We start from the raw sequence: 16,982 nt of genomic DNA, 5'->3' as shown, positions 1-16,982 counted from the left end.
ATGCTGCAATGCAAAATAGCGAGCCATGCGAGGAATTTGTTCGCGCCCGCCGGGCCGCGCGGCGTGCGCGACCCGGCGGCTCAGACCTAGTGGTTGTCGCGCGGCAGGCCCATCGTCTGGGCGATGCGCTGGTATTTCTCCGCACCTTCGAGGATGGCGCCGGTTTCCATCTGGCCGACGGTGGCGCGCTGGATTTCCTGCCACGGCGTCTGCGAGCGCGGGAAGGCATAGCCGCCCGCCGCAGTCAGCGTGCGGCGCCGCTCGGCCAGTTCCTCATCGGAGATCAGGACATCGGCGCTGCCCTTGCCGAGATCGATGCGAACACGGTCGCCGGTGCGGATCAGCGCGAGGCCGCCCATTGCCGCCGCCTCGGGGCTGGCGTTGAGGATCGAGGGCGAGCCTGACGTGCCCGATTGGCGACCGTCGCCGATGCAGGGAAGCGCGTGGACGCCCTCGCGGATCAGATAGGCGGGCGGACGCATGTTGACGACTTCGGCGGCACCCGGATAGCCGATCGGGCCGGCACCGCGCATGAAGAGCAGCGTATCGGTGGTGATGCCGAGCGACGGATCGTCAATCCGGTGATGATAGTCCTCGGGGCCGTCGAACACGACCGCGGGGCCTTCGAACGCCTCGGGATCGTCCGGATTGCTGAGATAGCGTTCGCGGAATTCCGGCGAGATGACGCTCGTCTTCATGATCGCGCTGTCGAACAAATTGCCGCGGAGCACGATGAAGCCGGCATCCTCCAGCAGCGGCGTCGCGAACGGGCGGATGACGCGCTCGTCCTCGATCGTCGCGGTGCGGCAATTGTCGCCGATGCTCTTGCCGTTGGCGGTCATCGCGTCTTCGTGAATCAGCCCCTGCTTCATCAGCTCGGCTACGACGGCTGGCACGCCTCCGGCATGGTAATAATCCTCGCCGAGATACTCCCCGGCGGGCTGAAGGTTGACCATCAGCGGGACCTTGTGACCGTGCGTCTGCCAGTCGTCGATCGGCAGGTCGACGCCGATATGGCGCGCGATCGCGGCGAGGTGGATCGGCGCGTTGGTCGATCCGCCGATCGCCGAATTGACGACGATCGCGTTGTGGAACGCCTCCCTGGTTAGGATGTCGCTGGGCTTCAGATCCTCGGCGACCATGTCGACGATGCGCTTGCCGGTCTTGTACGCGACCTCCTGGCGGTCGCGATACGGCGCGGGGATCGCGGCCGAGCCGGGCAGCTGCATGCCGAGCGCCTCGGCCAAGCTGTTCATCGTCGTCGCGGTGCCCATCGTGTTGCAATAGCCGGTCGAGGGCGCCGACGAGGCGACGAGCTTGATGAAGCCTTCATCGTCGATCGCGCCGGTCGCGAGCAGCTCGCGCGCCTTCCACACGATCGTGCCCGAGCCGGTCCGCTCACCCTTGTGCCAGCCGTTGAGCATCGGCCCGACCGACAGCGCGATGGCGGGAATGTTCACGGTCGCGGCAGCCATCAGGCAGGCGGGTGTGGTCTTGTCGCATCCGATCGTCAGCACGACGCCGTCGAGCGGATAGCCGTAGAGCACCTCGACCAGCGCCAGATAGGCGAGGTTGCGGTCGAGCCCGGCGGTCGGGCGCTTTCCGGTCTCCTGGATCGGGTGGACCGGGAATTCGAGCGCGATGCCGCCCGCCTCGCGAATGCCTTCGCGCAGCCGTTCGGCGAGCACGAGATGATGGCGGTTGCAGGGGCTGAGGTCGCTGCCGGTCTGCGCGATGCCGATGATCGGCTTGCCCGAGCGCAGTTCCTCAAGGCTCAATCCGAAGTTCAGATAGCGCTCCAGATAGAGCGCGGTCATGTCGATATTCTCGGGATTGTCGAACCACGCGCGGCTGCGGAGTTTGGGCAAGTCGGTCATGAGAGGCTTTCTGGGGTAAGCAGGTCGAATATCAGCGAGCGACGGAGACGCGGTAGATCATGGCGTGATGATAGGGCTTGCCCGGATCGACGCGCGCGGAGACGAAATTCGGCTTGTTCGGTGCGTCCGGAAATTTTTGCGGTTCCAGCGCGATACCGTCACCCATCCGGTAGAGATGGCCGTGCTTGCCGATGAACGTCCCGTCAAGAAAATTGCCGGTGTAGAATTGCACGCCGGGCTCGGTCGACAGGACTTCGAGCACGCGTCCCGATGCAGGATCCTCAAGCCGCGCGGCCAGCTCGGGCTTGGCGGTGACGCCCTTGTCGAGCGCGAAGTTGTGGTCGTAGCCATGGCCGTAGCAGATCTGCTGGTCACGGCCGTCGCGAAGCCCTTCGCCGACGATCCGGCCGTTGCGGAAGTCGAATACGGTCCCCTGGACGGGCTGCAACACACCGGTCGGGATCAGCTTGTCGTCGACCGGCGTGATCGCCTTGGCGGGGATCGTCAGTCGGTGGCCGTTCGCGCCCATCGCCGATCCCTCGCCACCAAGATCGAAGATCGCGTGATTGGTCATGTTCACGATCGTCGGCTTGTCGGTCCTGGCATCATAGGCGATGCCGAGATTGCCCGCTTCGTCGAGCGTGTAGGTGACCGTGACGTCGAGGTTGCCCGGATAGCCGGACTCGCCATCCGCGCTGCGGTGGCCGAGCACGAGCGTCGCGGTCGGGCCGTCTTTGATCGACAGGACTTTCCACGCGACCTTGTCAAAACCCTTGCCGCCGCCGTGCAGCGAATTGACCTTGTCGTTGAGCGGCAGCTGATAGGCGTTGCCGTCGAGCGTGAAGCGGCCGCCGGCGATGCGGTTGGCGAAGCGCCCGACCGTCACGCCGAAGAAATTGGGATGGTCGACATAGGAGGCGAGGTCGTCATAGCCGAGCACGACGTCGGCGACCTTGCCGGCCCGGTCGGGCGCCATCAGCGATTGCAGCGTCGCGCCATAGGACAGGATGCGCGCGGAGACGCCGTGCGCGTTGCTGAGCGTGATCGCCTCGATCGCCGTGCCGTCGCGCAGCGTACCCGCGGGGGTGCGCCTGGCATCGGCCGCGTTCGCCGCTGGCGCTGCCAGAGCGGCTAAGAGAGTTGCCAAGATGATCCCCGTTTTTCCGATTCCGCTCATTCCGGTTCCTATCCTGATCCTCTGACGCCGTTGACGCGCCTTATGGGGGTATATAGTCGGACAATATATTTCTGAGCAAGCCATGCGGGAAAAGACTGATGTTCAGTCGCAGACGTGGCACGGAGGATGACGACTATGGCGATGCCGATACAGACGCACGGGACGATCGCAGGCGCTGCACCGGGGGCAGGGGGCAGCGCGGAGGGGCCAAGCTACCAATCCGCGCTGACCTTGCTGGCCAGCCTGTTCTTCATGTGGGGCTTCATCACGGTCATCAACAATACGCTGCTGCCGCATCTGCGCAGCGTGTTCGACCTCAGCTACACACAGACCACGCTGATCGAGAGCGTCTGGTTCATCGCCTATTTCTTCGCGTCCATCCCGTCCGCCAAGCTGATCGAGCGTGTCGGCTATCAGCGCGCGATGGTGTTCGGGCTCGCCATGATGGCCGCCGGTGCGCTGATGATGGTGCCCGCCGCGCGGCTGCCGTCTTATGGCGTGACGCTGTTCGCCTTGTTCGTGATCGCCAGCGGCATCACGCTGCTTCAGGTCGCGGCGAACCCCTATGTCGCGGTCGTTGGCCCGCCCGAGACCGCGTCGTCGCGGCTGAACCTGGTCCAGGCGTTCAATTCGGCCGGCGCGACGCTCGCGCCCTTGTTCGGCGGCTATCTGATCCTCGGCCGCTCGACCTCGGGTACGGCGGTCGCCGGATCCACCGCGGTACTGACCCCCGCCGAGCGGCTTGCAGACGCGCAGTCTGTCGTGCTGCCCTATCTCATCGTCGCGGGCGTGCTGGTCGTGCTCGCGGTCGTCATCGCACGCTTCCCGTTGCCGGCGATGGGGGCGGCGACGCAGCGTTCGGCAAAGGCCGATCGCAAGGGGCTGTCGCTCTGGTCGCATCGCAACCTCGTCCTCGGCATCCCGGCAATCTTCATCTATCTGATCGCCGAGATCGGCGTCGCCAACCTGTTCATCAACTTCGTCAGCCAGCCGCAGATCGGCAATCTGACGCACGAGCAGGCCTCGCATTATCTGTTCATCCTGTGGGGCGGAATGATGGTCGGACGGCTTGTCGGCAGCGTCATCATGCGCAGCGTTCCGGCGGAGCACGTCCTGGCGCTGGCCAGCATCGGCGCGTTCGTCGTGATGCTGGTCGCCACCTTCACCACCGGGCACGTCGCGATGTGGGCGCTGATCTCGGTCGGGCTGTTCCATTCGATCATGTTCCCGACGATCTTCACGCTCGGCATCCGGGGGCTCGGACCGCTGACGGAAGAGGGATCGGGGCTGCTGATCATGGCGATCGCGGGTGGTGCGCTGGTGATCGTGCAGGGCTGGCTTGCGGACCGTTATGGCCTGCAGATCTCGTTCCTGCTGACCGCGGCGTGTGAACTCTACATCCTGTTCTACGCGCTCTGGGGATCGCGCGTGACGCATGCGCTGCCCGAGCCGGTCGCGGTTGGATGATCCGGATGGCGGCGGTGCGGCGCGTTCAGCGCTGCATCGCCGCCTTCGTATCTTCCAGTGCCAGGTCGACCAGCGTGCGCATCGCGGCACTTGCCGCCGCGGCATCGCCAGCCGCGATCGCGTCATAGACGAGCACATGATCGGGGATCGGGTTGCGGGGCAGCGCGCGGGCGCGTTGCTTGTACTGGGTGGTCCAGTTGACCGCCGCGCCGATGCTGGCGCTCAGCACGATCAGCGCATCGTTCCGCGTCGCGGTCAGCACGGCGTCGTGGAATTCGCGATCCGCCGCGCGGCCCGCCTCGGTCGCGAGCGTGTGGCGACGCATCGCGGTGAGCGCGTCCTTCATGATCTTCAGATCGGCGCGGTCGCGGCGCTCGGCCGCGAGCGCGGCGGCGGCCGGTTCGACGATCGCGCGCAGTTCGAACAGGTCGCGCACGAACATGATGTCGGGCTCGGCCGCGAATGCCCAGGCGAGCACGTCGGGATCGAGCAGATTCCATCGGCTGCGGGGCAGGACGCGCGTGCCGATCTTGGGCCGGCTCTCGACCAGCCCCTTGGCGGTCAGCACCTGGACGGCCTCCCGGTACGCGCTTCGCGACACGTCGAGCGTCTTGGAGAAATCGACTTCCCCGGCCAGCGTGTCGCCGGGCGCATATTCGCCCGACAGGATCGCGGTGCCCAGCTTGTGCGCCACCGCGCCGTGCAGGCGGCGGCCGGTCCCCCGGGGGCTGCGTGCTGTTCCGGCGTCGGTCACAATCTCCTGTGGATCGTCGTCGTTGATCGTCATAGCGCCTGCTCCATCATCACGGCGTAACAGTCCGCGTGCCATCAAGGAACGCCAAAAGATTGCTAAATTGGGCCATTGCGCATAAGTCTGAGTATAAGGGAGCTACTATCCATGACTGATATCCAGACGGCCAAGACGGCCGGCAACGACGCGTTCCGTTCGATCGACGCGGCGACGGGGCTCGCGACCGGCGAGGCCTTTGCGGTCCACGGCGCTGATGACGTTGCGACGGCCTGTGCTGCCGCCGACGCGGCTTTCGATTCGTATCGCGCGACCGACAATGCAGCTCGCGCGGACTTTCTCGAACGGATCGGCGAAGAGATCGTCGCGCTTGGTGACACGCTGATCGTCACCGCGATGCGCGAGAGCGGCCTGCCGCGCGCGCGGCTCGAGGGCGAGCGGGGTCGTACCGTCGGCCAGCTGAAGCTGTTTGCCGGCGTCGTGCGCCGCGGCGGCTGGATGGGTGTCCGGATCGACCCGGCGCTGCCCGACCGCGCACCCTTGCCGCGTCCCGACCTGCGCCTGCGGATGATCCCGCTCGGCCCGGTCGCGGTGTTCGGCGCGAGCAATTTCCCGCTCGCCTTCTCGACCGCAGGTGGTGATACCGCCTCCGCGCTCGCTGCGGGCTGCCCAGTCGTCGTCAAGGGCCATCCGGCGCATCCCGCGACCGGCGCGATGGTCGCTGGCGCGATCGCGGCGGCGGTTGCTGCCTGCGGCCTGCCAAAGGGTGTGTTCTCGCATCTGGTCGGCCCCGGCAATGATCTGGGCAGCACGCTGGTCCAGGATCCGCGGATCGCTGCGGTCGGCTTCACCGGGTCGCGCGCTGGCGGCCTGGCACTCGTCAAGCTGGTGCAGGCGCGCGACGTGCCGATCCCGGTCTATGCCGAGATGTCGAGCATCAATCCCGTCGTGCTGCTGCCCGAGGCGCTGAAAGCGCGCGGCGCGGCGCTGGGTACGGCGTTCGTCGGGTCGCTGACGATGGGCGCGGGGCAGTTCTGCACCAATCCCGGCCTCGTCCTCGCGATCGAGGGTGACGGGCTCGATGCGTTTGTCGCCGCGGCGGCCACCGCGCTTCCCGACGCACCGGCGGCGACCATGCTCACCGGCGGCATCCACGCTGCGTACCAGAAGGGCGTCGAGGCGCTCGCGGGCCATGACGCGGTCAAGACGATCGCACAGGGCAAGGTCGGCGAAGGTGTCGCACAGGGGCAGGCGGCGTTCTTCGAAACCACCGCTGCACAGTTTCTGAGCGACGCGGCGCTGGGGCATGAGGTGTTCGGGGCGTCGTCGCTGCTGGTCCGCTGCGCAGACGAGAACGAGCTCCATGCCGTGCTGCGCGCCGCGGAAGGTCAGCTGACCGCGACGATCCAGATGGACGCGGGCGATGCCGGGATGGCGTCGCGCCTGATCCCGCTGCTCGAGCGCAAAGCGGGGCGGATCCTGGCCAATGGCTGGCCGACGGGCGTCGAGGTCGCGCATGCGATGGTCCATGGCGGACCGTTCCCGGCGACGTCGGACGGTCGCACGACCTCGGTCGGCAGCTTGGCGATCGACCGCTTCCTGCGGCCTGTATCCTACCAGAACCTGCTGCCGGAATTGCTGCCCGCCTGCGTGCGTGACGACACGGACGCGCCGCGGCTGATGGACGGCGTCGTCGCCGGCTGACCCGCCAATTCCCTGCATGATGACGTCCGGGCGAACCGTAACAGCGGCACCCGGAAAGGAGAGGATGATGAGCTTGCGCCTGTTGCAGCATGTTGGCGTCGACGGCACGCGATCGGTGATCGCGGCCACCAGCGCCGGGGCGGCGTTCGTTCCCGGCATGGACAGCGTTCGCGCGCTCGCCGAACGGGCGATCGCGGAGGGTCTCGATCTTGCCGCGACGGTCGCGGCCTGCGGTACGGGGACCAATGTCGACATCGCGGCCGAACTGGCTGCCGGTCGGCTGATGTCGCCGATCGATCATGTCGACCCGGCGCATGTCGTCATGACGGGTACCGGGCTGACGCATCTCGGCTCGGCCGAGGGACGCGACAAAATGCACCGTGCCGCGGCGGATGCGGAAAAGCAGACCGATTCGATGCGGATGTTCCTGGAAGGGGTCGAGCGCGGCAAGCCGGGGCCGGGGGAGCGCGGTCAGCAGCCCGAATGGTTCTACAAGGGTGACGGTTCGGGGCTCGTCGCGCCGGGCGCCGCGCTCGAGATGCCTGATTTTGCCGAAGATGGCGGCGAGGAGCCCGAGCTTGCCGGGATCTACCTGATCGGGGCTGACGGCACGCCGTTCCGGCTCGGCCTGTGTCTGGCCAACGAGTTCAGCGATCACGTGACCGAGCGGCACAATTATCTGTGGCTCGCGCATTCCAAGCTGCGCCAGGCGTCGCTCGGCCCGGAGCTGCTCGTCGGCACGCCGCCCGAGCATGTCGAGGGGATGAGCCGGATCCACCGCGACGGCGCCGTCCTGTGGGAGAAGCCGTTCCTGTCGGGCGAGGCGAACATGTCGCACAGCATCGCCAATCTCGAGGCGCATCATTTCAAATATGATCTGTTCCGCCGCCCGGGCGACATTCATGTCCATTTCTTCGGGACCGCGACGCTGTCGTTCGCCGAGGGCGTGACGACGCGCGAAGGCGACGTGTTCGAGATCGAGGCCGCGCCCTTCACGCTGCCGCTGCGCAACACGCTGACCAGGGCCGCGCCGCGGTTGGTCTCGGTAAAGGCGCTCTGAGCGTGGCCGCCATTCGCATCGCCGTCGTCGGCATGGGCAAGATCGCCCGCGACCAGCATCTCCCGTCGATCGCGGGCAACACCGAATTCGAGCTCGTCGCCAGCGTCAGCCCGCGGGATCCGGGCGTCGAGGGCGTCGCCAACTTCAAGTCGCTGGAGGCGCTGCTCGCCGACGGTCCGGCGATCGACGCGATCGCGCTCTGCACGCCGCCGCAGGTGCGCTATTCGCTCGCCGCGATGGCGCTCGATAAGGGCCTGCATGTGTTCCTCGAAAAGCCGCCGGGCGCGACACTCGCCGAGGTTGATGCGCTCGAGGCTCAGGCCGCACAGACCGGCGCGACGCTCTTTGCCGGCTGGCATTCGCGGTTCGCCGCGGGTGTCGCGCCCGCCAAGGCCTGGCTGGCCGATCGTCGCATCGACCGCGTGTCGATCGTCTGGCGCGAGGACGTCCGCGTCTGGCATCCCGGTCAGGCATGGATCTGGGAGCCCGGCGGGCTCGGCGTATTCGATCCGGGCATCAACGCCTTGTCGATCGCGACCGAGATCCTGCCCGAGCCGTTCTTCCTCGAGTCCGCGACGCTGTCGACACCGGCCAATCGTGCCGCGCCCATTGCTGCCGATCTCGCTTTCCGCAGTGCGTCGGGCACACCGATCACGATGGATCTCGACTGGCGTCAGACCGGCCCGCAAAGCTGGGACATCGTCGTCGACACCGACGCCGGCACGCTCCGTCTCGCCAAAGGCGGCGCGGTGCTCACGCTGCCCGAGGGCAGCAGCGAGCATGACGATGCCGAATATGCCGGGCTCTACGCGCGTTTCGCCGCCCTGGTCCGTGACGGGCGCAGCGAGGTCGACACGACCCCCTTCACGCTCGTCGCCGACGCGTTCCTGCGTGGCACCCGCGTCTCGGTCGCGGCGTTCGACGACTAGGACCGCGGGTGCGATGGCCCGCGGTCCTGCTCGGCCGTGGGTTAAAGCCTCAGGCCGAGACCGACGCCGAAGACGAGCGGATCGAGATTGATCTTCACGGTCTGCGTACCGATTGCCGTCGTACGCAGGCGGGCGCTCGTGTCGATGTCGATATATTTGACGTCGAGATTGAGAAAGACCTTCGGCGTGATGTCGACATCGACCCCGGCCTGCGCCGCCCAGCCAAAGCTGTCCTTCATACGCACCCGCGTCCGCCCGACCGCCTTTTCGAGACCCGCCGAGGCATCCTCGTTCCAGAACATCGTGTAGTTCAGCCCGGCCCCGACATAGGGACGGATCGAGCCGCGTGGGTTGAGGTGATATTGCGCGGTCAGCGTCGGGGGCAGCACCCAGGTCGAGGCCAGCTTGCCGATCGATCCGGTCGTCCCGCTACGCCCGCTGGCGCTGTGCTTGGTCGTCGCGGCGATCAGTTCGAAGCCGATCTGGTCGGTGGCCATATAGGTGACGTCGACCTCGGGCATCGCGCTGTTGTCGACGCTGACGCGTTCGCCGGGAAAGGTCGGGAGGATCCCGCCCGAGCGTTCGTTCGGGGCGACGAGGATCGCGCGCAGGCGGACGAGGACGTCGCCGGCCTTGATACCGGTGCGCGGTGCCGGGTCCTGCGCCATGGCCGGCGTGGCGATGCCGAGGCCGGCGGCGGCTAGAACTACGCCGATGGAAAGATGCTTCATTGCCCGACTCCTGATTGGGATGCGTTCGGGCTAGGCGTGCGGCGAGGCGGGGGCGTTGATCACGGCCAAACGCGGATTTGATGCCGATCAAAGACCAGTCGAAGGGGACATCGCACCCATCATCGCATGTGGACCTATCACCCCGAACTGCTCGCGACACCCGTGCCGCGCTACACCAGCTATCCGACCGCTGCCGAATTCGGCGACGATGTCGGTCCGGTCGACATGGAGGAGGCGCTGGCAGCGATCGCGCCGGGGACGGTCGTTTCGCTGTATCTGCACATCCCCTATTGCCGGGACATCTGCTGGTATTGCGGATGCAACACGGGGGCGGCGAACCGCGCCGCGCGGCTCGCCGCCTATGTCGAACGGCTCGAACGCGAGATCACACTCGTCGCGCAGCGGGTGACTGGCATCCGCGTGGGACGGATCGCGTTCGGCGGCGGCAGTCCGAACGCGATTCCGCCGGCGGCTTTTCTCCGGCTGGTCGAACGCGTCAGGACGGCGTTCGACTGCACCGATGCGATACTATCGGTCGAGGTCGATCCGCGCGGTTTCGACCGGGACTGGGCGGGGGCGATCGGGCGGGCAGGGGTGTCGCGGGTCAGCCTCGGCGTCCAGACGCTCGACCCTCAGGTCCAGGCGGCGATCGGGCGCGTGCAGCCGTCGGAGGATATCCGTCGCACGACAGCGCTCCTGCGCGAGGCCGGTGTCGGGTCGATCAATTTCGATCTCATGTATGGCCTGCCGCGACAGTCCGAGCAGAGCCTGCGGGCCAGCATCGTCGAGAGCATCGCGATGGGCCCCGACCGGCTCGCGGTGTTCGGCTATGCGCACGTCCCGCACCTCGTACCGCGCCAGAGACGTATCGTCGCGGACGGGCTGGCGGGGACGGCGGAGCGCTTTGCGCAGGCGGCCCTGGCGCATCGCATGCTGGTCGATGCCGGCTATGATCCGGTCGGGTTCGACCATTTCGCCCGACCGGGCGATGCGCTCGCGCAGGCGGCGGCGAGCGGCGGCCTGCGCCGCAACTTCCAGGGTTTCACCGAAGACCCGGCGGAGATCCTGATCGGTCTGGGCGCCAGCGCGATCAGCGATTTCCCCGACCGCATCCTGCAGACCGAGAAGAATACGGGGCGCTACGGCATGCGGATCGATGCCGGAGCCCTTGCAACCTGTCGCGGGCTGCGGCGCAGCCCCGAAGACAGGCTGCGCGGCCGGGCGATCGAGACGATCCTGACCCGGGGCACGGCCGACCTGACCGCACTGGATGGCGGGGCCGATATCCGTATGCGGCTGACGCCGTTCGAACGGTACGGGCTGATCGCCTGGGAGGGAAGCGTGCTGCGCCTGAGCGAAGACGCGCTTCCCTATGCGCGCGTCATTGCGAGCAAGCTGGACGCGTACCGGCAGACCGCCTCGGCACGGTTCAGCCATGCGGTCTAGCGCGGCTGGCGGGGCGGTCGTGACGCTGCCGCCGCGCTGTGCCGCCTGCAACGTACGCGACGATGCGCTGTGTGCGACGCTCGAAGACGCGGGCCTGGTCGCGCTGCACGGGATCGGCCGACGGCGGACGATGCCGGCAGGGCAGGTGCTGGTCTGGAGCGGGGATCCGAACGCGATTTGCGCCACCGTCGTGTCGGGCGTGCTCAAGGCGATGCGCACGGGGCCCCAGGGTCACGAACACATTGTCGGCCTCGCCTTTGCCGGAGATTTCGTCGGCGACCTGTTTGCCGACACCGCGAACGAGACGATCCGGGTGATCACCGATGCGGAGCTGTGCGTGTACCCGCGCGCGGCGCTGCAAAACATGCTCGACGCGCATCCGGCGATGGAACGCCTGTTGCTGCACCGCGCGCTCGGTGCGCTCGACGATGCGCGGATGTGGATGCTGATGCTGGGACGCAAGGCCGCAGGCGCGCGGATCGCCACGTTCCTGCTGGAAATGGCACGGCGGATGGGTCAGCCGGGCCCGGCCCGCTTCGACCTGCCGATGAGCCGGTCGGAGGTCGGCGCACTGCTGGGGATGACGATCGAGACCGTCAGCCGGCAGATGACGTCCCTGAAGCGCCGCGAGGTCGTTGCCCTGCCGGGCGGGCGCGGCGTCATCATCCTCGATCGGGCGCTGCTCGCGCGGGCCGCGGCAGGCTGAGCGACAGCCCCCGAGATTTGGTACTAGGCGGCGCTGCGCCGGTCCGATCTTGCCTGTGTCAGGTCGAAACGCCGCGGGCAGAGGGCGACGAGCGCCGGGCGGTGGCTCACAAGGATCAGCCCCTGTCCGGTCGTGTCGAGGCGCTGCGCCAGTCGGACCGCGAGCAGCTTTTCGGTCGTGCGGTCCAGCCCTTCGCTCGGCTCGTCGAGCACGAGCCATGGCGCGAGCGAGCAATAGGCGCGCGCCACCGCGAGACGGCGCCGCTCCCCGCCCGACAGCCGTGCGCCGTTTTCACCGACCCACGCGTCGAGTCCGTGATCGAGCGCGCGAACCCGACCGTCGAGCACCGCGTCGTGCAGCGCCCGCCACAGGGTCGCATCGTCGGCATCCGGGTTGGCCAGCATTAGATTGTCGCGCACCGTTCCCGACAGCAGCGCGGCATCCTGTGGTGCCCAGGCGAAGCTCCGCCGCGATATCTCTGCCGGGATCAGGCCGATATCATCTCCGTCCAGCCAGATATCGCCAGGCGCGCTCGACCGCAACGACAGCATCTTTTCCACGAGCGTCGTCTTGCCGATCCCCGAGGGGCCGGTCAGCGCGACCCGATCGCCGTGCTGCACGTGACACGTCCCCGCCGGCAGGACGAAGTGCAGTGCGCTACGGCTAGGACCGGCCGTGTTCGGCAAAGCAAGCGAAGATGCATTCTCCAGGTAAGTCTCTGCGCTCTCGTGCGTTTCCAGGATATCGTCGAGCCGGTCGCGTGCCGCGCGCATGCGGCCCCGCTCGATCATCGCGCGCAACACCGGCGTGCCCGCATCGATCGTCATCGCCGCTGCCAGCGCCGCCAGCGCAGCCCGTGGCGCCCCCGATCCGGCCGACAGGATCGCGGCGCCGGCGGCGGCGATACCGACGGCCGTCGCGTGCAGCAGGTCCAGCCATCCGGCGGCTTCTGCCTGCGCACGCTGCGCGGCGGCGAGCGCACGGCTTCGATCGTCGACCTGCGCAGCGGCCCAGGGCTCGAGCCCGAAGCATCGCAGTTCGGGGGCGGCATCGGCAAGGCCTGCGAACGTCTCGCGAAGTGCCCCGGCAGCATATTGCACCGCCTGGCCGAGCGGCGCGCTACGACGGGCAAGCCGGTCGGCAACGATGAGGAGCACCGCCATGCAACAGGCGGTGGCGATCGAGGCTGCGACGCTGCCCAGCGATACGAGCCCAAGCCCCGTGATCAGCGCCGCGGCGACGCCCCAGGGCGCGGACTGGCGTACGAACTGCATCTCCATCGCATCGACGTCGCCGATCAGCCGGGCGGTCGCCTCGCCCGTCCCGAAGGCGAGCGCGGTCCCAGCGGGCTGTGCTGCGAGCGCGCGGAAGATGGCCGGGCGGATCCGCGCGAGCGCGCCGAACGCCGCCTCGTGGCTGGCGAGGCGCTCGCCGTAACGTGCGCCGGTCCGCAGGATGGCGAGAAGCCGGATTCCCGCGCTCGGCAACATGTAGTTGAACGCGAGCGCTGCCGCCGGGCCCGCCAGACCGGCGATCGCGGCGGCGGTGATGAACCAGCCCGACAGCCCGAGCAGCAGGACCGACGCTGCCGCAACGATTGCGGCGAGCAGCGCGGCGCGTGCGAGGATTGGGCGCTGCGCACCTCGCTCCTGCGCGAGCAACCTGTCGAGTGGACCGTTCATGCGGGGTCTCCAAGCCGGACCACATGATCGGCGATGCCGGCCAGGCGGTCGCTATGCGTCGCAATCAGCGTCGTCCGGCCGCGACAGGCCGCCGCGATAGTCGTCACCAGCGCGATCTCCGACAGTGAATCGAGATGCGCCGTCGGCTCGTCGAGCAGCAGGATCGGTGCCGGCTTGAGCATGGCACGCGCCAGGGCAAGCCGCCGCCGCTCGCCACCGGACAGCCCGCCGCCGCGCGCATCGAGCCGCGTGTCGAGACCGGCCGCCATCCGACCGCCGCCGCGTGCCATCAGCATCGGCCGAAGACCGGCCTGCACCACCGCGCAGTCGATCGCATCGTCGGTGGCGTCGGGGCAGGCGAGGCGCAGGTTTTCGCGGATCGTGCCGGCGATGATCAACGGATGCTGGCCCGCCCAGGATGCGCGCGGCGCGAGCGAACCGCCGGGTGGGAGTCGCTCGCCGTCGATCAGGACATCGCCCGCGACCAGCGGCGCGAGGCCGAGCAGCAGGTGCAGCGCGCTGGTCTTGCCGCTGCCCGATGGTCCGGTCAGCACGACGATGCGGCCGGACGGAACGTCGAACGACAGGTCGGACACGGCGTCCCGTTCCGCGTCGGGATAGCGGATCGCGACCGACCTGAACGCCAGTGCGGGAAGAGCGGGCATTTCGAGCCGCAGTGCGTGCCGCGTCGATGGTAGCGACGCAGGCATGGGTGAGACGGGCGCGGGCGCGGGGAGGGCGATCAGGCGATCCGCCGCCGTCTCGGCCGCCTGCTTGTCGTGATAGGCGGCGGCGAGACGTCGCATCGGTGCGTAGAATTCGGGCGCGAGCGCGAGGACGAAGAAGGCGCGGCCGAGATCGAGCTGCTCGGGCACCGGGAAGGGCAGGAGGTGGAGCAGGTTGAACCCGCAATAGACCGCGACCAGCGCGACCGAGAGTGCGGCGAAGAACTCCAGCGCGCCCGAGGACAGGAAGGCGACGCGCAGCACGCCCATCGTCCGCGCCGCGAGTTCGTCCGCGGCGACCCCGAGCGCGCGGGCCTCGCGGTCCCCGGCGCCGAACGCAAGGACGACCGGCAGTGCGCGGACCCGATCCGCGAACCGCCCGGTCAGCCGGGCCAGCGCGGTGAACTGGCGCCGGGATTTGTCCGCGGCCGCGCCCCCCGCAAGCGCCATCGCGACGACGAACGGTATGAGCGTCACGACCAGGATGCCCGCGGCGACGGGGCTGGCCAACGCGGTTGCGAGCAGGATCAGGAAGGGTGCGATGGCGGCTGCTTTGCGCGCGGGCAGGAAGCGCGCGATATAGCCATCGAGCGCGTCCACCTCGTCCACCACCGCGGCCATCAGGACACCCGTGGTCGTCGGCGCGCCGGGGTCGCGGTGCAGCGCCGACGCGACGATGCGGCGGCGCAGCGTCACCTTCGCGTCTTCGGCCTGGCGGGCGCCCGTGCGCGTCGCGAGCATGACGACGAGACCGCGAAGGCCGCCGGACAGGACGACGAGCGCGACCCAGGGCAGGACCGCGGCGGCACCGGCCGGAACCGCGACGATCGCCCCCGCCAGGCCGCCGGCAAAGCCGATTGCGGCAATGCTGTCGAGCATGAGCCAAGCCGCCGCCGCATCGCCGCGTCGACCGCCCTGGGCGATGGTCTTGAGCCACTGGCGACGCGCGCGGGGCGTCGGGTCGGTGGATGCGAGGTCGCTCGAAGATAGTGCCGTCATGGACGCGCTTGTCGCGTATTGCCGTTCGTCCGGTCTTTGACCGCGGTCAATGTTCTGACCGGCCGCGCGACTTACGCCCCGACCAAACCGGCATGTTCGCCGGGGGGGGAGACCGTTCCATGGACCTCGGGGTCATCGACCTGTCGCGGCTGCAGTTTGCGCTCACCGCGCTCTATCATTTTCTCTTCGTGCCGCTGACGCTGGGCCTGTCGATGATGCTCGTCATCATGGAATCGGTCTATGTCATGACGAACCGGCCGATCTGGCGCGTGATCACACGCTTCTGGGGGCGGATCTTTGCGATCAACTTCGTGCTGGGGGTGGCCACCGGGCTGACGATGGAATTCCAGTTCGGCACGAACTGGTCGTATTTCTCGCATTATGTCGGGGACATATTCGGCGCGCCGCTCGCGATCGAGGGGCTGATGGCGTTCTTCCTCGAAGCGACGTTCGTCGGCATCATGTTCTTCGGCTGGGGGCGGCTGTCGAAGCTCGGGCATCTGCTCGTCACGGCGATGGTGGCGCTCGGCACCAACCTGTCCGCGCTGTGGATCCTGATCGCGAACGGCTGGATGCAGAATCCGGTTGGTGCAAAGTTCAATCCGGAAACGATGCGGATGGAGGTGACCGATTTCGGCGCCGTCCTGTTCAACCCGATCGCGCAGGCCAAGTTCGTCCACACGGTCAGCGCGGGTTATGTCTGCGCGGCGGTGGTCGTGCTGGGCATCAGCGCCTTCTGGTTGCTCACCGACCGCTACAAGGGCGTGGCGCGGCGATCGATGACGGTGGCGGCAGCCTTTGGCCTGGCCGCGTCGCTGTCGGTCGTCGTGCTGGGTGACGAGAGCGGCTATGCCCTGACCGACAACCAGAAGATGAAGCTCGCCGCGATCGAGGCGGCCTGGCACACGGCACCCGCGCCGGCCGGTCTGACGCTGTTCGGCGTACCCGACGTCGCCGCCCGTGAAACCCGGTATGAGGTCCAGATCCCCTGGGTCCTCGGGCTGATCGCGACGCGCAGCCTCGACGGCACCGTCACCGGCATGTCCGAACTGGTGCTGAAGGCGCAGGAGCGGATCACGTCGGGCGTGGTCGCCTATGACGCGGTCGAACGGCTCAAGACCGACCCTGCCAACGTCGTACAACGAGCACGGTTCGAGGCGCACAAGCGTGACCTCGGCTACGCCCTGTTGCTGAAGCGGCATGTCGCGGACCCGCGCACTGCCAGCCCCGTGCTGATCGCCACGACGGCATGGGACGTGGTGCCGAACGTGCCGCTGATGTTCTGGAGCTTCCGGATCATGGCCGCGATCGGGGTCCTGATGATCGCGCTGTTCGGTGCGGCGTTCGTCCTGACGTCGCTCCGCCTGCACACGCAGACGCGGTGGTTCCTGAAACTCGCGGTGATCGCGATTCCCTTGCCCTGGATTGCGATCGAGTTGGGCTGGATGCTCGCCGAGATCGGCCGCCAGCCCTGGGCGATCGAAGGTGTGCTGCCGACCTTCCTCGCCGCATCCTCGCTGACGCGCGGTGTGCTGTGGACGACGATCATCGGTTTCACCGCAATCTACGGGACGCTCGCGGTCATCGAGGTCCGCCTGATCCTCGCGACGATCCGCAAGGGGCCGTTCGAGCATGACGAGGATGCCTATCCGGTGCCCGATGCCGGACCGGCAGGGCGCGCCGCCACGCGCCCCGTTGCTGCTGACCCGATCCCCGCCTGACCCCTTTTCG

At 68.0% G+C, this 16,982-nt stretch carries 13 protein-coding genes; 7 read left to right on the top strand and 6 right to left on the bottom strand.

What is annotated here, in order from left to right:
- Positions 1 to 86 precede the first annotated feature (86 nt).
- Positions 87 to 1,877, bottom strand: coding sequence for an IlvD/Edd family dehydratase (locus tag IFS44_RS03170; RefSeq protein ID WP_056676310.1), 1,791 nt, complete (start codon positions 1,875 to 1,877; stop codon positions 87 to 89).
- A 31-nt stretch (positions 1,878 to 1,908) separates the two neighbouring features.
- Positions 1,909 to 3,054: an aldose epimerase family protein gene (locus IFS44_RS03165; protein ID WP_192097447.1), complete on the bottom strand. Its 1,146-nt coding sequence runs from the start codon at positions 3,052 to 3,054 to the stop codon at positions 1,909 to 1,911.
- Between the two features lie 135 nt (positions 3,055 to 3,189).
- On the opposite strand from IFS44_RS03165, the gene IFS44_RS03160 reads away from it, so the two are divergent.
- On the top strand, positions 3,190 to 4,521 hold the full coding sequence (locus IFS44_RS03160) for a sugar MFS transporter (protein WP_192097446.1): 1,332 nt from the start codon (positions 3,190 to 3,192) through the stop codon (positions 4,519 to 4,521).
- A 25-nt stretch (positions 4,522 to 4,546) separates the two neighbouring features.
- Here IFS44_RS03160 and IFS44_RS03155 read toward each other — a convergent pair whose 3' ends face one another.
- Complete coding sequence (locus IFS44_RS03155; RefSeq protein WP_056407587.1) at positions 4,547 to 5,308, bottom strand: FadR/GntR family transcriptional regulator; 762 nt, start codon at positions 5,306 to 5,308, stop codon at positions 4,547 to 4,549.
- A 111-nt stretch (positions 5,309 to 5,419) separates the two neighbouring features.
- Between IFS44_RS03155 and IFS44_RS03150 the strand changes: the two genes are divergently transcribed.
- From IFS44_RS03150 to IFS44_RS03140, 3 genes are all read left to right on the top strand, one after another.
- On the top strand, positions 5,420 to 6,973 hold the full coding sequence (locus IFS44_RS03150; RefSeq protein WP_192097445.1) for an aldehyde dehydrogenase (NADP(+)): 1,554 nt from the start codon (positions 5,420 to 5,422) through the stop codon (positions 6,971 to 6,973).
- Between the two features lie 67 nt (positions 6,974 to 7,040).
- Complete coding sequence (gene araD1, locus IFS44_RS03145; protein ID WP_192097444.1) at positions 7,041 to 8,033, top strand: AraD1 family protein; 993 nt, start codon at positions 7,041 to 7,043, stop codon at positions 8,031 to 8,033.
- Between the two features lie 2 nt (positions 8,034 to 8,035).
- On the top strand, positions 8,036 to 8,962 hold the full coding sequence (locus IFS44_RS03140; protein ID WP_192097443.1) for a Gfo/Idh/MocA family protein: 927 nt from the start codon (positions 8,036 to 8,038) through the stop codon (positions 8,960 to 8,962).
- Between the two features lie 41 nt (positions 8,963 to 9,003).
- Here the strand turns inward: IFS44_RS03140 and IFS44_RS03135 are convergent, their stop codons facing one another.
- A complete protein-coding gene (locus IFS44_RS03135; protein WP_183935735.1) occupies positions 9,004 to 9,693 on the bottom strand; it encodes an OmpW/AlkL family protein in 690 nt (229 codons plus the stop codon).
- A 126-nt stretch (positions 9,694 to 9,819) separates the two neighbouring features.
- Between IFS44_RS03135 and IFS44_RS03130 the strand changes: the two genes are divergently transcribed.
- Together IFS44_RS03130 and IFS44_RS03125 are read left to right on the top strand one after the other, a co-directional pair.
- Entirely contained in the window at positions 9,820 to 11,139 is a 1,320-nt protein-coding gene (locus tag IFS44_RS03130; protein ID WP_192097442.1) for a radical SAM protein, read from the top strand.
- Positions 11,129 to 11,845 carry a Crp/Fnr family transcriptional regulator gene (locus IFS44_RS03125; protein ID WP_192097441.1) on the top strand — a complete coding sequence of 239 codons (717 nt, stop codon included), beginning with the start codon at positions 11,129 to 11,131 and terminating at the stop codon, positions 11,843 to 11,845. The genes IFS44_RS03130 and IFS44_RS03125 overlap by 11 nt, the downstream gene beginning before the upstream one ends.
- A gap of 23 nt (positions 11,846 to 11,868) precedes the next feature.
- Here the strand turns inward: IFS44_RS03125 and IFS44_RS03120 are convergent, their stop codons facing one another.
- Together IFS44_RS03120 and cydD are read right to left on the bottom strand one after the other, a co-directional pair.
- A complete protein-coding gene (locus IFS44_RS03120) occupies positions 11,869 to 13,527 on the bottom strand; it encodes an amino acid ABC transporter ATP-binding/permease protein (protein WP_192097440.1) in 1,659 nt (552 codons plus the stop codon).
- Positions 13,524 to 15,251 carry a thiol reductant ABC exporter subunit CydD gene (gene cydD, locus IFS44_RS03115; RefSeq protein WP_192097439.1) on the bottom strand — a complete coding sequence of 576 codons (1,728 nt, stop codon included), beginning with the start codon at positions 15,249 to 15,251 and terminating at the stop codon, positions 13,524 to 13,526. The genes IFS44_RS03120 and cydD overlap by 4 nt, the downstream gene beginning before the upstream one ends.
- A gap of 119 nt (positions 15,252 to 15,370) precedes the next feature.
- On the opposite strand from cydD, the gene IFS44_RS03110 reads away from it, so the two are divergent.
- Positions 15,371 to 16,972 carry a cytochrome ubiquinol oxidase subunit I gene (locus IFS44_RS03110; RefSeq protein WP_192097438.1) on the top strand — a complete coding sequence of 534 codons (1,602 nt, stop codon included), beginning with the start codon at positions 15,371 to 15,373 and terminating at the stop codon, positions 16,970 to 16,972.
- Positions 16,973 to 16,982: the final 10 nt, after the last annotated feature.

Source organism: Sphingomonas sp. CFBP 13706, from assembly GCF_014842355.1.
GTDB classification, from domain to species: domain Bacteria; phylum Pseudomonadota; class Alphaproteobacteria; order Sphingomonadales; family Sphingomonadaceae; genus Sphingomonas; species Sphingomonas aerolata.
The sequence above is the reverse complement of the archived record's forward strand: the minus strand, read 5'-3'. Positions and strand labels throughout refer to the sequence as shown.